Source organism: Aerococcus sp. L_32, assembly GCF_050689315.1.
This window is the reverse complement of record NZ_JBOEQF010000039.1, coordinates 1-15,398: the sequence shown is the minus strand read 5'-3', so window position 1 is coordinate 15,398 and position 15,398 is coordinate 1. Positions and strand designations below refer to the sequence as shown.

The window sequence follows — 15,398 nt, the reverse complement described above, 5'->3', positions numbered from 1 at the left end:
GTTTGATCACCGCCCAATAACGCCAACAAATCGGCATGATAATCCAAATCAGCAATTGCGCGTTCTACTACATCCTCCTTTGGTGAATTTAGCACAGTATATTGACCAGGGTGAAAGGATATGCGGATGTCTAAATTCTTTATGAGCTTCTTTAGTGCATCGAATTCATCTTGAAAATATACCTGCCAGTCTAAATTAACATCATCTTTAGCCTTGGTTGCAAAAGGAATTAAATCACTTGATAACCGTAACATTTGAATGTTGTGGTCTGCAGTGTAAATCAACATTTGCTTAAGTGTTTCTAAATTCCAGCTAATTAACTCAATCCATTTTTCATTAGTTAAATTAGCAAAACGACAAGTTTTAAACCCTCGATCTAAGTCTAGGTTCAAGCAGGCGTAACCAACCTTTATTGTTGAATTCATCATATGACCTTCTTTCTCATGATGTCCTGATAGTTTGGTGAGCTTGTTGAATTAATTGTGCTCTTTTTAATTTGCTAGTGTACTGGCGCTTAGGGAAACAATTGTAGCAATCTTCTTGAATAACCGTTTCAATACTTTGGCAAATAGTAGCTGATGCCACAAGTTGTAGACGAGCTTTCGGGTGAAATGCTTCGATATGGTTATGAATTTTTTCATATCGCTCGCTTTTTAAAAATCATAAACTTATCAATTGATAAGTTTCGTTTAGTATAAAGCTAATAAAAGTAATTAACAATACCTGTTTAAGTATTTTTGCCTTATAATGAAATGGAAATTTAAAAGGAATGGCTTCATTATCAGAAAAAAATCCGACAACCAGGCAAAGAATTACAGCAGTTGCACACGAAAACTTTATGTCAATTGGGTATGAGAAGACCTCCACACGCATGATTGCTGAAGAGGGTGGAACAACTCAACAAGATCTATATCATCATTTTAAGAATAAACAAACACTTTATGTAGCGGTATTAGAATCAGTTGCTAACGAGGTAGAGAAAGAACTTATTAACTTTGTTGCGAATGAACAATTGACTATGGAAGAAACTTAAATGGAGATGACCTTGTATTTACAGGAAACGAATCCAATTGATATTTATAGCATGTTAAAAGATATAGACTTAATGCTGATAAAGAAACTAAAGAAGCACTTTATAAGGTATTGATAGATAAATATAGAGGTCCTGGTAGGAATCTTTTCCAATCATTTAGTAGCCAATTTACCGAAGAAGTCGATCCTAACTCAATTGCTAGTGACTATTTTATAACGATTGCGCCTTATATTTTCCCAGATGCGGAGAAATATCATTTAGTGAATTTTAGTGAAGTCATTCATCTATTTCTACACGGTGTATTAAAGCAAGTATCAATAAGGAGATGTGCGGCTATGTTTGAACAATTTGCTTTTTATTTTCCATTTAAGGATGTGGATAAGCAAATCCACTTGTATTTACCAGATCGTCTATCAGAAAGTAAAGAACGCTATCCTGTTCTTTACATGTTTGATGGGCATAACTTATTCTTTGACGAGATGGCGACTTATGGAAGGTCTTGGGATTTATTGGATTTTCTGGGTACCTACAATAAAGAGTTGATTGTTGTAGGGATTGAGTGCAGCCATGAAGACGGTGAGCGTCTCCGTGAATATTGTCCCTATTCAGTAGATACAGCGCATTTTGGTCAAATTGATGGTTATGGAGATCATTTTATGGATTGGCTAGTTAATGAACTAAAACCATTTATTGATGATAACTATCCAACCATTGCGGGGCGTGAGGGCACAGCAATTGCCGGTTCTTCTATGGGTGGCTTGATGGCTTATTATGCTGCAGTTGTTTATAACCAAACTTTTTCTAAAGCTGCTGCATTATCACCAGCTTTTGGTTTTTGTTTTGATGAATTAGTGGCTGAATTGGCACGCCAATCTATCGCCCAAGATACCCGTTTATACTTGTCATTTGGTGACCAAGAAGTTAATGAAGGTCGCTTAGATCAAGCTAGTTATCTTGAGCAAGCATTCTTAGATCGTGGTGGTGAAACTTATATGCATTTAGCAGCAGGTGGTGACCACTCAGAAGCTACATGGGCAGCACAAAACCACCTATACATGGACTTCTTATGGCATTAAATCATCTTTTTAAGTTACATGTAAAAAAAGCGACCGAGTATATCTCAGTCGCTTTCAATTTTGGAATTGGTCTTTTTATTCTTATTTGCGGCCGGTTACGTATGCATCTACAGCAATCAAAGCATCTGCAACGTCTTCAGCTGTGACGATATATGGCATGTTGTGAATTGTTTCCCCTTCAATTGTGGCCTGTTTCCCCACGCGAATCAAGGCGTCACGGTCTTCAGGATCCAAGTGTAATTCTTTTAGGGTAGTAGGTAAGTTTAAAGCTTGATACAGGTCGATGTAAGCATCAATTTCTTCAGTTGGACGATTTTCCATAAAAAGTTGTGTTAGCGTACCATAAGCAACTTTTTCACCGTGGGTTAGGTGATGAATGTCACCTTCTAAAGCTGTGAAACCATTATGGATAGCGTGGGCAGCAGCAAGACCACCAGATTCAAAACCAAGTCCACTAAGAAGTGTGTTGGCTTCAATAACATTCTCAACTGCTGGTGTGACTGCCTGTTTTTCAACGGCTTTAAAGGCTTTAATCCCGTCAGCGAACAAGACTTCCTTACTCTTGTCTCCAATCGCTTGAGCAGCTAAAGTTGTTTTCCCACCGGCCATGGTATCGTGGTTACCAGTCATCGTTGGGCGCATTTCAACTGCAGTTGCCAGTGCATCAGCGATTCCTGAAGCGAAGAAACGAGCTGGTGCTTGTGCAATAATTTGACTATCTAGTAGGACTAAGTCAGGATTCTTCTTGTAGAACCGGTATTTCTCAAAGGCGCCTTCCTCAGAGTAAATAACAGATAGCGCAGAAGTTGGTGCATCTGTAGAAGCAACTGTTGGTAAAATAGCTACTGGTGACTGTAGGTCATCCGCAATGGCTTTCCCAGCATCAATAGCTTTCCCGCCACCTAGTGCTAAAACAAGATTTACATCATTATCTTGGCCAATTTTTGTCACGCGATCAATCTCTGCAGTAGAAGCTTCACCTTGGAAGGGCTCACGGATAATGGTCATGCCAGCTGCTGTCAATGAGTCAGTTAGGGTTTCCCCAACAATTTCCCAAACAACATCATCTGCTAGCAGTAAGGCCTTATCACCTAACTTTTGGATGTAGTCTACAGCTACTTGACTTGTTAAAATATTTTTACCTTGAACATAATGTGCCGGACTTGCAAATACCCTAACCATAATAAACCTCCTAGTTTATGTTACAAAATTCACAATTGAAACCGCATATATAAAAGTAGGGAAATTGTTATTCCTATTTATATGTGAATTATATCACAAACGAAAAGGAAAGGGTACTATTTTAGGTTAAGTTTCGAGAGAATAAAATGTAATGAAGATATAAGATATTTTGCTTCCAATTGTGGTTCAGATTTGAGATAATGTAGCGCTGTAAGCAAAAATTCTAGAGTAAGTAAAAAAGCGAATAGCTTTTTTATTTTGTATTCAATATATAAGAAAAAGAGAAAGGAATTTATTGTGGAAGAAAAGAAAAACTTTTGGCAAGAATTGCCACGACCATTTTTTATTTTAGCGCCAATGGAAGATGTAACAGATACTGTTTTTCGTCATGTAGTTCAAAAAGCAGCTAAACCAGATGTTTATTTTACAGAATTTACCAATTCAGAATCATATGTACATCCAAAAGGTCGCGATTCATTAAATTCACGATTACTATTTACAGAAGATGAAAAGCCTATCGTAGCGCATATCTGGGGAGACAATCCTGAACATTTTGCGGCAATGGCTAAAGGGATGAATGAAATGGGCTATGCTGGTTTAGATATTAACATGGGATGCCCAGCCCCTAACGTTTTTAAACACGGCCGAGGATCAGGGTTAATCCTCCGTCCAGATGTAGCGGTTGAATTAATTCAAGCAGCTAAAGAAGGTGGCCTACCCGTTTCAGTGAAAACAAGACTTGGCCACCAAGACACGGAAGAATATAAAGAATGGCTTAGTCTGTTGTTAAAGCAAGATATTGCCAATTTATCGATTCATTTACGTACAAAGACTGAAATGTCTAAAGTAGACGCTCACTGGGAATTGATTCCAGAAATCAAAAAACTACGTGACGAAATCGCACCACAAACCTTATTAACCATTAACGGTGATATTCCAAACCGTCAAGTCGGTCAAGAATTAGTGGATAAATACGGTGTTGACGGCGTTATGATTGGTCGTGGGATTTTCCATAATCCGTTCGCCTTTGAAGAAGAAGCACGTGACCACACGCCAAAAGAATTGTTAGACCTATTCAGATACCACCTAGATTTATTCGACGAGAATGCTGCCAAAGACGGTCGTCCATATAAACCATTACGTCGTTTCTTTAAAATCTACATCCGCTCATTCCGTGGTGCCAACGACTTACGTATTGGCCTAATGGAAACTGAATCAACGGAAGAAGCACGCGCATTGCTAGATGAATTTGAAGAAAAATACCTAGCGGATGCATAATATAATTGCGAATATGATAAAAAGGCCACTTTCACGTGGTCTTTTTTAGGTGGTTTCTAAAATTTTTGATATTATAAGGGTGAACACGGAAGCAGTTATGATAGCAGATATTTATAGAAGAAAAGTATCAGGTCCTTAACTTGATTCGATAAGACGGTATGAAGATGACTATACGGATATTGGGTTGGCTTATTAACCTCATCGCATTATTCCTATTTCTAACCACCGCAACACTTATTTTAATGGGGGATTACGCTATGATCATTTTCATGCTCTTCCTCTTCCTAGCCTCCAAACTACCTTTAGCCATTAGATATTCAGAAGTCTTCGCAAGACTTCGAGAACCAGAAATTTTTCGGAAACTAGCCGGAGAAGGGCTTATCTTACTCGTCGCCATTATAATTCGGGTCTAGATCTATTCGGGCGTATTATTGCCATAACTTCTTGCAAAATAAAGAAACACATCTAAGCTGACAGAAAGCCTATTTACCTAAGGCCTCTGTCTTTTTTTGATTATTCTTGGGCCGATTTCCTAATTTCGGAACAGGGCGCGGGTTAGAAAACTTGTCTCAATAAACATGGAAGCGTTTGCATATAGAAAAAAGCAGTGCTAAGATGACAGTATTGGAAGCAATATTCAACAAAAAGGAGTGAAGAAATTATGATGGCGAAATTACAACGGTTTGGGGGCGCAATGTTTGTGCCGGTGCTGTTATTCTCGTTTGCGGGGATTGTATTATCATTTTCAATTCTTTTTCAAAATGAATTGATTATGGGTGGTCTCGCATCCGAGGGCAGTCTTTGGCGAAATATCTGGTCGGTTTTAGAATCTGGTGGTTGGACAGTATTTAATCAAATTGAACTATTATTTGTGATTGGTCTCCCAATTGGATTGGCTACGAAAGCGGCTGGTCGTGCCAGCTTGGAGTCATTTATTGTTTACATGACTTTCCAAAGTTTCCTGGCTAAAATCCTTGAAATTTGGGGGACGAACTTTGGGGTAGATTATACCGCAGAACCAGGTGGTGTCAGTGGGTTAAAACTGATCGGTAGTGTAAAAACATTGGATACCAATATTATTGGTGCCATTGCCGTAGCGGCTATTGTTGTTTGGCTACACAACCGGTACTTTGATACTAAACTACCAGACTGGTTGGGTGTTTTCCAAGGGTCAACATTCGTTTATATTTTAGGATTCTTCATCATGTTACCATTAGCCTTCCTAACAGCTTGGGGTTGGCCAGTTATTCAAGGTGGTATTGCAACATTACAGGGTTGGTTGGCGAGTTCAGGTGCCTTCGGTGTATTCGTATATGTATTCTTAGAACGTATTTTAATTCCAACAGGACTGCATCATTTTGTATACCAACCATTTACCTATGGCCCTGCAGTGATTGAAGGCGGGATTGAACGCGCTTGGTTAGATCAATTAAATGTAATTGCTTCAAATCCGGCACCTTTACGTGAACAATTCCCTGAAGGCGCATTTGGGTTGCATAATATGTCAAAAATTTTCGCACCGATTGGTATTTCAGCAGCTTTCTATGCGACAGCGAAAAAAGAAAAACGTCAAGAAGTATTATCCCTACTATTGCCAACAGCTTTCACAGCGATTATGGCTGGGATTACAGAACCGTTTGAATTTACTTTTCTATTTATCGCCCCACAACTATTCTTTATCCATGCCTTACTTGCAGCTTCACTAGGAACAACTATGTACTTATTCGGACTAGCAGGAGATATAGGTTCTGGTCTAATTTCAGTTGTTTCTAAATTTATTATTCCAATGTGGTCTAATCATTTTGGTGCAATTATCACTTGGCTAGTTATTGGTTTAATCTTCTCTGGTATTTACTTTGTGGTTTTCAGCTTGATGATTAATAAATTTGATTTGAAAACACCTGGACGTGAAGATGACGAAGAAGAAGTGAAAATGTACTCTAAACAAGACTATAAAGATAAAAAGAAACAAGAGGCAGCAGGTTTTGACCCAGACGATACGAGTCATGATCCGTCAGAGTCGAAAGCAAGTAGTAAAGCCATGACAAACTACGCAGAAGAAGCAGCTAATGATCCAAGTCGTGGCCGTTTTGCGGTAACAGCTTCAAACTATGTTGACTTACTTGGTGGTCCAGAAAATATTACTGATGTTAATAACTGTGCCTCTAGATTGAGGTTAACAGTTAAAGACCCAAATGCATTAGCCACTGATAAAGAGTTTAAAGAAAACGGAGCGCATGGAGTGGTACGTAAGGGTCAGGCGATTCAAGTTATCGTTGGACTAGATGTCCCACAAGTTCGTGATGAAGTGGACGTTGAAATTGCTAAACGGACAGGTAAAGCGAAAAATTAAGGAACAATTTCCGTAAGTTGGAACAAGTTCATAAATACTGAAATGCGAACAGAAGGTTGAATGGGTGATGAAAACGCTTAACTTTCTGTTAGCATAGAGGTATAGAAAAGTAGCGGTTAAACAATTGCATTAGGAGGAATTCATAATGACATTAAAGAAACAATCGATTCTTGTAGCAGGTGGGGGTTCAACTTTCACACCAGGTATCATCATGATGTTACTGGATAATTTAGATACTTTCCCAATCCGTCAAATCAAATTTTACGATAACGACGGGGACCGACAAAAACAAATTGCCGATGCCTGTGAAATTATCCTAAATGAACGCGCACCAGAAATTGAATTCGTGGCTACAACCGATCCAGCTACAGCTTTTACAGACATTAATTTCGTGATGGCCCACATTCGTGTCGGTAAATATGCCATGCGTGAACAAGATGAAAAAATTCCATTAAAATATGGAGTAATTGGTCAAGAAACATGTGGACCAGGTGGTATTTCATACGGTATGCGTTCAATCGGTGGCGTACTTGAATTGATTGACTATATGGAAGAATACTCTCCAGATGCTTGGATGTTAAACTACTCTAACCCAGCAGCAATCGTAGCAGAAGCGACTAGAAAATTACGTCCGAATAGCCGTATTATCAACATTTGTGATATGCCTGTAGGGATTGAATACCGGATGGCGGATATTTTAGGACTTAAATCTCGTAAAGACTTCGTCGTTCGCTATTATGGATTAAACCACTTTGGTTGGTGGACAGATATCCGTGACCACGAAGGTAACGATTTAATGCCCAAATTAAAAGAGTGGGTTCATGAACATGGTTATGTAACGCCAGAAGAATTGGCTGATGCTTCTGAAGAGGAAGTGGAAGAAAGTTGGATGCATACCTATGAAAAAGCCAAGGAAGTATCTTGGTTGGATGAAGATACGCTGCCAAATACCTACCTAAAATACTACCTATACCCTCAAGATGAAGTAGCAGTAGCTAATCCAGACTATACGCGGGCCAATGAAGTAATGGACCATCGTGAAAAACAAGTGTTCTCAGAATGTAACCAAGTAGTGAATTATGGTTCAGGTGCCAAAATGACATTAAAAGCAGATGATCACGCCTCATATATTGTCGATTTAGCGAGAGCCTTGGCGTATAATACGCGTGAAAGAATGTTGTTGATTGTGCCAAACAATGGATCAATCGTGAACTTTGATCCGACAGCCATGGTAGAAATCCCTTGTATCATTACATCAAACGGACCTGAACCATTGGTAACGGGCGAAATTCCGCGCTTCCAAAAAGGTTTAATGGAGCAACAAGTGGCCGTTGAAAAATTAGTGGTTGAAGCTTGGAGCGAAGGTTCTTATCAAAAATTATGGCAAGCTATTACCTTATCAAGAACCGTGCCAAATGCACGCGTAGCCAAACAAATTCTGGATGATTTAATTGAGGCAAACACATCATACTGGCCTGAGTTATCTTAATCTACTAAATGTAAACGCTTTTGATATAATAGGAGTGGGCCGAGGTCCACTCTTATTATTTTGGAGGCATTTATGAAACCTATAGAAAATATCTATAACGACTTGTATAGTAAATTAACTGAAAATGAAATCTATATTTTTGACTATATCATGAAGCATAGTCAGACGGTTAGGAAGATGTCTATCACTGAATTAGCAACAATTTTGGCTGTTTCAAAATCGACGATTTCACGTTTTACCCAAAAAATTGGCTTTTCAGGTTATGCGGAATTCAAGTTTTACCTCAACAATGAAGCAGATAATCAACGGCATGATAGTGAAATTGATCCAATGGGGCAGTTAGCAGCCGATACCCAAGATACCTTTAAGATGTTCAGTAATATGCAGGTTGAACCCATTGTTGAAAGTGTTTTTGATGCGGATAATGTGTTCTTATATGGGACTGGATGGGCGCAAAAGAACGCTTTAAATGATTTTAGAAGAAGTATTTTATTGAACAATAAATTTTCTATCGATATTTCAGCACCTTTGGAGCTAAAAATTGCGAGTGCATCTATTAAACCTGGAGATGTGCTGATTGTGGCGTCTTTTAGCGGCAATGTGGCATTGATTGAACGAGAATTGAAAATCTTTAAGAGTAAAGGGGCCATCCTGATTGCGGTGAGTGAAATGCATACCAGTTTATTAGCTAGCTTAGCCGATTATACAATCTATTTTAAAACAACACGCTTTGATTATAAGGATGAAGCCTTTGCATCTATGTTACCTATCCACCAAGCCACCAACTTATTAGCAATCGCCTATTTTGAATATGTGCGAAAACAAGAACGATTACAGAAAGAAAATGAGGAGCGTGACCTATGACCAGAAAAAATTTAAGTCGAATGGTACATTTTGTGATTATATTACTGGTTATTGCACCCATCTTATATGTTGCCCTATTAACTTTCCAAGGCAACGCGCAAGGACTGGGTTTACTAGAAAACTTGACCACGAATGTCTCTACAGTGATTTCACTAATGTCTGTATGTATCCTGCCTTTTGCGGGCTTTTTAATCAAATCTAAGTGGGATAAAATTGACCAAACACAAGATAGTCTAGGGCAATTTTATATCAGTTTATTACTTATCTTGATTGGTTTCTTATTGATTGGCAACACCGGAATGGCCATCTTGATTTTTATTTTAATTGCCTTTAGTGTTGTGATTTTAAAAGTGAGACTGGGAGATGCCTTCCAAGTCCTTTTCAAATCACCGAAGCATAATATTAGCCACTTTGCTGGTGAAATGGCCATGCTATTGATTGCAGCCTTTATTCGTTTTGCTATCTGGCGGATTAGTACGGGTAGCTAATGTCTGAGTGTTAATAGAGGATTTGACTTCACTTCACATTATGTTTTTGTGAATTAAATGGTTTGAGTTATAATCGAATTAGATTGACAAGTTACTGATATCAAAATGGATAAAAAGGAGCGTTAATTTAGTTGAAACTGTTAACATTAAATACTCATTCTTATGGTGAAGATGATCAAGATCAAAAATTAGCTTTTATTGCGCAATCGATTGCTGAGTGGGATATCGATGTAGTGGGCTTACAAGAAGTAAATCAGAAAATTATTGGACATCGAGTAGACGTTAAAAATATTGTGAACTTTGTCCCTATGGATGGGCAAGTAAATGTTAAAGAAGATAATTTTGCTATGCGTTTAGTAGCATTATTAGCGGAATTAGGCAAAACCTACTATTGGGCGTGGGCTATGACTCATATTGCGCATGACACAATGCAAGAGGGTGTAGCGATTTTATCAAAATACCCAATTGATAGCGTCACTAGCTATAACGTATCAAAAAGTCATAATTGGTATGACTATAAAACACGGCGTATTCTTACGGCTAAGATCACTAAACCAAATGGCGAAAGCTTTATGGCGGTTTCTGGCCACTTCTCATGGTGGCACGGGAAAAATAATGAAGAATTTCATTATGAATGGCAAGAAACTGAAAAATACCTGGCTAGAACTAAGTTGCCAATTTATTTTATGGGTGACTTTAATAATCCTGCCGGGACAGATGGTTATGACTACATGGTGTCAACGGCTATTCCAATTACAGACTCGTATATGATTGCAGAAGAAACTATCGGCGGACCGACAGTACTGAAAGAAATCGGTGGCTGGACCGGGCTTAAAGAACAAATTCGTATTGACTATATCTTCGTACCTAAAGGTGTCGCAGTACAAAAATCCGAAGTTGTGTTTGATGGAGAACGTCAGCAAGCCGTATCAGACCACTCAGGTGTACTAGTAGAAACTATTGACTAGAAGCTAAATATAAAGATAAATATTGAAACTACGTATGTAAATATGGCAACATTAGAATGATTACTAGCTAAATTTTCTGATTTATCTACAATATTTAAGGCTAACAAATGTTAGAAGTAGCAAGAAGAAGGGCAGTATTTTTAATTAAATAAAACATTTAAAAGGACCGTGAGAGTGGGAAATTCTCGCGGTTTTTTTGCTATAGTTAAAAAAAAAGATGCAAACGGTTGCACAAAAGTGTTTTACAGTGTATAATTTGTTTTGAGTTATGAAACCGTTATCAAAAGGGTGTAAATGAAGGAGCGAAAAAAATGAAGAGACTGTTTACGTTTGAATTTTGGCAACAATTTGGGAAGGCTTTGATGGTTGTTATTGCAGTTATGCCAGCTGCAGGTTTAATGATTTCAATTGGTAAAACCATTCCCTTATTTGCTGAAAATATTAGTTTTTTAGTCACTACGGGCGGCGTGTTAGAGTCAATTGGTTGGGCCATTATTGGTAACCTGCATTTATTATTTGCGATTGCAATTGGTGGTTCATGGGCTAAGGACCGTGCTGGTGGAGCCTTTGCGGCAGCTGTTGCTTTTGTCTTAATTAACCGGATTACAGGTGCCTTGTTTGGCGTTACAGCTGAAATGTTAGCTGATCCTGCTGCTGTGACAAGCACGGTATTTGGTCAAACGATTCCTGTAAATGGCTACTTTACTAGTGTTCTAGAAGCGCCAGCTTTAAACATGGGGGTATTTGTAGGGATTATTTCAGGTTTTATTGGGGCGAGTGCCTACAATAAATACTACAACTATCGTAAATTACCAGAAGTGTTGTCCTTCTTTAATGGTAAACGCTTTGTACCATTTGTCGTGATTGCATGGGCATTAGTGACTGCTTTAGGTTTAGCAGTTGTTTGGCCAGTGATTCAATCAGGTATCAACGCATTTGGTCAATGGATTGCAACTTCTCAAGATACTGCGCCAATCTTAGCGCCATTTATTTTTGGTACTTTAGAACGTCTATTGTTACCGTTTGGTTTACATCACATGTTAACCATTCCGATTAACTACACCGAACTTGGTGGTACATATGAAATTTTAACGGGTGCGCAAGCGGGTGCACAAGTAGTTGGACAGGACCCATTATGGTTAGCTTGGGCAACTGACTTAGCAAACTTCAACAATGCTGGTGACACGCAAAATTATCAATTTGTACTAGAAAATTGGGTGCCTGCTCGTTTCAAAGTTGGTCAAATGATTGGTTCCTCAGGTATCTTGATGGGGTTAACCTACGCAATGTACCGCAATGTTGACCAAGATAAGAAAGATAAATATAAACCAATGTTTATTTCAGCTGCAGCTGCCGTTTTCCTAACTGGGGTAACTGAACCATTGGAATACATGTTTATGTTCATCGCTATGCCTTTATATGTGGTGTATGCGGTGATTCAAGGGGCGGCATTTGCTATGGCAGATGTGTTAAGCCTACGTGTGCATTCATTCGGGACTATTGAATTCTTGACCCGTATCCCATTATCAGCGCAAGCCGGTATTATGGGTGACGTGATTAACTTCATCTTGGTGACACTGGTATTTGGTGTATTAACATACTTTATTGCAAACTTCATGATCAAGAAATTTAAATATGCAACACCTGGTCGTTTAGGTAACTACGAAGAGGGATTGGGGGCTGAACAAGCTAGTAAATCAGCTGACGGCCAAACTTCAGCCATTGCCTCAAATGCGAGCGAGCAACAAATTGCCGATGTTATCTACTTATTAGGTGGTAAAGAAAATATCGATTATGTAGATGCATGTATGACGCGGTTACGTGTGACAGTGAAAGATACTGAAAAAGTCGCAAGTGACCAGTTTTGGAAGGCTGCAGGTGCTATGGGCTTAATGGTTCGAGGTACTGGGGTACAAGCCATTTACGGACCAAAATCTGACATCTTAAAATCTGACATCAACGACTTATTGGACGCTGGTACTGCTATTCCGGCACCTTCTGACAAGGTAACAGGCAAGTCGGCTTCCAGTGAACCGGCGGCTGTGTCTGAGAAATCGGCTTCATCTGGTCAAGCATCACCTGTTTTTGCACCGGTTGCTGGTCAATTATTAGATATCTCACGTGTAAATGACCCTGTATTCTCGGAAAAAATGATGGGTGACGGTTACGCTGTCGAGCCTGACACAAACGCTAAAACTGCTAAAGTTTATGCGCCAGTAGCTGGTAAAATCGTATCGATCTTCCCAAGCCATCATGCAATCGGGATTCAAACGAGCGATGACCTTGAAGTATTGATCCACATGGGGATTGATACCAACAATTTTGACCCGGAAATCTTTGGTTTAAAGGTAGCCGTGGACCAAGAAGTGACTGCTGGTCAAGAGCTTGGCGAAATTAACTTACACGCCATCGAAGAGGCTGGTAAAGAAAAAACAGTAATCGTGGTTGTGACAAATAGTGAATCTATTGACCGGATTGAATTAGCTAACGTAGACCAACAAATTGATGGCGGTCAAGAAGCAGGTAAAATTCACTTTTAATATAGTCATAAAGAAAAATATCGGCTTGATTTTTTACCGCTTGAAGAAGGTAAATCTTAGGGTCAGCTAAGTCGATTAGGAGGATAGTTAATGGTTAGAGGCCATTAGCTATTTTTCTATCTTTATATGTAAGCGGTTACTTTTTAAGTATAACAATAAAAAATAGAAATGAGGAAAACCATTGGATTCAGCAGCTTTATATCACCGACCGGAGAGTGAATTTGCCTATTTATATGATGAAGATACCGTCCATATTCGCCTGCGGACCAAGAAAAATGACGTAGCCCAGGTGGACTTGTTGGCGGGGGATACCTATCTACATTATTCGGAGGCTTGGTACCGGACCAATCAGGAAATGATGAAAGTCGCCTCTAGTGACCTCCATGACTACTGGCAGTGTGAGTGGCCATTAGCGCCCAACCGTCTAGCTTATGCCTTTCGTGTCCAGGACTTTGACGGGAATCAGGTCTTTTATTGTGATCGCGGAGTTTACCCAGCAGATGATGTCCATATTTTAGGACAAGTCAATGCTTATTTCCGCCTGCCATATTTTCATGAAAGTGACCGGGTTAAGACGCCAGCTTGGGTGAAAGATACGGTCTGGTATCAGATTTTCCCTGAACGGTTTGCGAACGGAGACCCCACAAATGACCCAGAAAACACCTTGCCTTGGGGTTCAAGGGCCCATCCCCGTCATGATGACTTCTATGGCGGAGACTTGCAAGGGATTATCGACCATCTGGATTATTTGGCTGATTTGGGGATCACTGGCATCTATCTTACCCCGATTTTTAAAGGGGACACCAATCACAAATACGATACTAGCGACTATATGACCATCGATCCAGCCTTCGGTGACGCTGAATTATTTGGCAAAATGGTCAGCCAAGCTCATGCTCGGGGCATTCGAGTAATGCTAGACGCTGTCTTCAACCATATCGGCTATGCATCCAGCCAATGGCAAGACGTCTTGGATAATCAAGACCAGTCTATCTACAAAAATTGGTTTCATATCCAAGACTTTCCTGTTCAAGCCTTTGGGGCGATTGACTATAGTGGCGGCGAGCGGTTTGACCGCCAGCAATTGACCTATCAGACTTTTGCCTTTGAACCCCACATGCCCAAATTAAATACGGCAAACCCTGAGGTAAAAGCCTACTTGTTAGACGTTGCCCGTCACTATATTCAAGCATTTGATATCGACGGCTGGCGGTTAGATGTAGCCAATGAAGTGGACCATCAATTTTGGAAAGACTTCCACCGGACTTGCGTCAATTTGAAAGAAGATTTCTATATTGTGGGCGAAATCTGGCATTCAGCCCAGCGTTTCCTTGAAGGGGACGAATTCCATGCCATCATGAATTATCCGATGACAGACCAAATCAAGGACTTCTTTTTTGGACCGACAGGATCGATAGGACTGACATCAAAAGATCAAATAGGCGATGAGACAGCAAATCGTGAGCTGACCAACCAGCAGTTTATGGACCGGATGACGAGTCAACAAATGCTTTACCGAACGCAAACCAACCAGGCCCAGTTTAACCTATTAGATTCACACGACACCGACCGAATCATCACCCGGGCCAATTACGACAAGGATAAAGTCCAGTCAGCTCTTGCTTTCACCTTCCTTCAAACCGGCACGCCTTGCATCTATTACGGCACGGAAATCGGTCTGGACGGTGGCGACGACCCAGACAACCGCAAATGCATGGTCTGGGAAAAGGATAAGCAAGACCAAGCGATGTGGCAATTTACCAAGGACCTGATTCAAATGCGACGGAACTATAGTGACCTCATCAATTTGGGGACCCTAGACTGGTCACAGGACTTGCCTAGTGAGCGAATTTTAGCCTTTACAAAGACTTACCGAGGACAAACTTTGCGCGCCTATTTTAACCAGGGTAATCAAGACCTGCAGATTGGTCTAGATAAAAATACAAAAATTGTCCTCACAAACCTTGCAGAATTTGAAGGCGGTTACATTCAAGTGAGACCGGGAACCTACATGGTTAGTGTAAATTAAGCTAGTCGACAGTAAAAGATACTTTGCAATATATTGAAAGTAAAAAAATATTTTTAAAATTTATACGAAAACGGTTGCAAAGAAAATAATCATATGCA

The 15,398-nt window shown here is 39.7% G+C and carries 11 protein-coding genes and 1 pseudogene; 10 read left to right on the top strand and 2 right to left on the bottom strand.

Annotation, left to right across the window (positions count from 1 at the left end; all coding sequences use genetic code 11):
• Positions 1 to 428: pseudogene (locus tag ACRCJ0_RS04430) on the bottom strand (UV DNA damage repair endonuclease UvsE); the annotation flags it as partial.
• Positions 429 to 769: 341 nt separating this feature from the next.
• Here ACRCJ0_RS04430 and ACRCJ0_RS04425 point away from each other — a divergent pair.
• Entirely contained in the window at positions 770 to 1,033 is a 264-nt protein-coding gene (locus ACRCJ0_RS04425; protein ID WP_165695907.1) for a TetR/AcrR family transcriptional regulator, read from the top strand.
• Between the two features lie 110 nt (positions 1,034 to 1,143).
• Positions 1,144 to 2,109 (top strand): alpha/beta hydrolase, encoded by a 966-nt coding sequence (locus tag ACRCJ0_RS04420; protein WP_431389618.1) that lies wholly within the window; start codon positions 1,144 to 1,146, stop codon positions 2,107 to 2,109.
• Between the two features lie 81 nt (positions 2,110 to 2,190).
• On the opposite strand, the gene ACRCJ0_RS04415 is transcribed toward ACRCJ0_RS04420, so the two are convergent.
• Complete coding sequence (locus ACRCJ0_RS04415) at positions 2,191 to 3,291, bottom strand: glycerol dehydrogenase (RefSeq protein WP_431389617.1); 1,101 nt, start codon at positions 3,289 to 3,291, stop codon at positions 2,191 to 2,193.
• A gap of 357 nt (positions 3,292 to 3,648) precedes the next feature.
• Between ACRCJ0_RS04415 and ACRCJ0_RS04410 the strand changes: the two genes are divergently transcribed.
• The 8 genes from ACRCJ0_RS04410 (at position 3,649) to ACRCJ0_RS04375 (ending at position 15,300) form a co-directional block, all read left to right on the top strand.
• Positions 3,649 to 4,569, top strand: a complete 921-nt coding sequence (locus tag ACRCJ0_RS04410) for a tRNA dihydrouridine synthase (protein WP_431389619.1) — start codon at positions 3,649 to 3,651, stop codon at positions 4,567 to 4,569.
• A 661-nt stretch (positions 4,570 to 5,230) separates the two neighbouring features.
• Positions 5,231 to 6,922, top strand: a complete 1,692-nt coding sequence (locus tag ACRCJ0_RS04405; RefSeq protein ID WP_197558438.1) for an alpha-glucoside-specific PTS transporter subunit IIBC — start codon at positions 5,231 to 5,233, stop codon at positions 6,920 to 6,922.
• 145 nt (positions 6,923 to 7,067) lie between these two features.
• Positions 7,068 to 8,411: a 6-phospho-alpha-glucosidase gene (locus ACRCJ0_RS04400; protein WP_431389616.1), complete on the top strand. Its 1,344-nt coding sequence runs from the start codon at positions 7,068 to 7,070 to the stop codon at positions 8,409 to 8,411.
• 72 nt (positions 8,412 to 8,483) lie between these two features.
• Positions 8,484 to 9,275, top strand: a complete 792-nt coding sequence (locus ACRCJ0_RS04395; RefSeq protein WP_431389615.1) for a MurR/RpiR family transcriptional regulator — start codon at positions 8,484 to 8,486, stop codon at positions 9,273 to 9,275.
• Positions 9,272 to 9,763, top strand: a complete 492-nt coding sequence (locus ACRCJ0_RS04390) for a hypothetical protein (RefSeq protein ID WP_268402989.1) — start codon at positions 9,272 to 9,274, stop codon at positions 9,761 to 9,763. The genes ACRCJ0_RS04395 and ACRCJ0_RS04390 overlap by 4 nt, the downstream gene beginning before the upstream one ends.
• A gap of 131 nt (positions 9,764 to 9,894) precedes the next feature.
• Complete coding sequence (locus ACRCJ0_RS04385) at positions 9,895 to 10,731, top strand: endonuclease/exonuclease/phosphatase family protein (protein ID WP_059133975.1); 837 nt, start codon at positions 9,895 to 9,897, stop codon at positions 10,729 to 10,731.
• 311 nt (positions 10,732 to 11,042) lie between these two features.
• Positions 11,043 to 13,271 (top strand): PTS transporter subunit IIBC, encoded by a 2,229-nt coding sequence (locus ACRCJ0_RS04380; protein WP_431389614.1) that lies wholly within the window; start codon positions 11,043 to 11,045, stop codon positions 13,269 to 13,271.
• 181 nt (positions 13,272 to 13,452) lie between these two features.
• On the top strand, positions 13,453 to 15,300 hold the full coding sequence (locus ACRCJ0_RS04375; RefSeq protein ID WP_431389613.1) for a glycoside hydrolase family 13 protein: 1,848 nt from the start codon (positions 13,453 to 13,455) through the stop codon (positions 15,298 to 15,300).
• Positions 15,301 to 15,398 lie beyond the last annotated feature (98 nt).

Bases quoted from the DNA above. Each gene is read 5' to 3' on its own strand.
- ACRCJ0_RS04415 (WP_431389617.1), bottom strand. From the start codon at position 3,291: ATGGTTAGGGTATTTGCAAGTCCGGCACATTATGTTCAAGGTAAAAAT.
- ACRCJ0_RS04405 (WP_197558438.1), top strand. From the start codon at position 5,231: ATGATGGCGAAATTACAACGGTTTGGGGGCGCAATGTTTGTGCCGGTG.
- ACRCJ0_RS04395 (WP_431389615.1), top strand. From the start codon at position 8,484: ATGAAACCTATAGAAAATATCTATAACGACTTGTATAGTAAATTAACT.
- ACRCJ0_RS04400 (WP_431389616.1), top strand. From the start codon at position 7,068: ATGACATTAAAGAAACAATCGATTCTTGTAGCAGGTGGGGGTTCAACT.
- ACRCJ0_RS04390 (WP_268402989.1), top strand. From the start codon at position 9,272: ATGACCAGAAAAAATTTAAGTCGAATGGTACATTTTGTGATTATATTA.
- ACRCJ0_RS04410 (WP_431389619.1), top strand. From the start codon at position 3,649: ATGGAAGATGTAACAGATACTGTTTTTCGTCATGTAGTTCAAAAAGCA.
- ACRCJ0_RS04425 (WP_165695907.1), top strand. From the start codon at position 770: ATGGCTTCATTATCAGAAAAAAATCCGACAACCAGGCAAAGAATTACA.
- ACRCJ0_RS04380 (WP_431389614.1), top strand. From the start codon at position 11,043: ATGAAGAGACTGTTTACGTTTGAATTTTGGCAACAATTTGGGAAGGCT.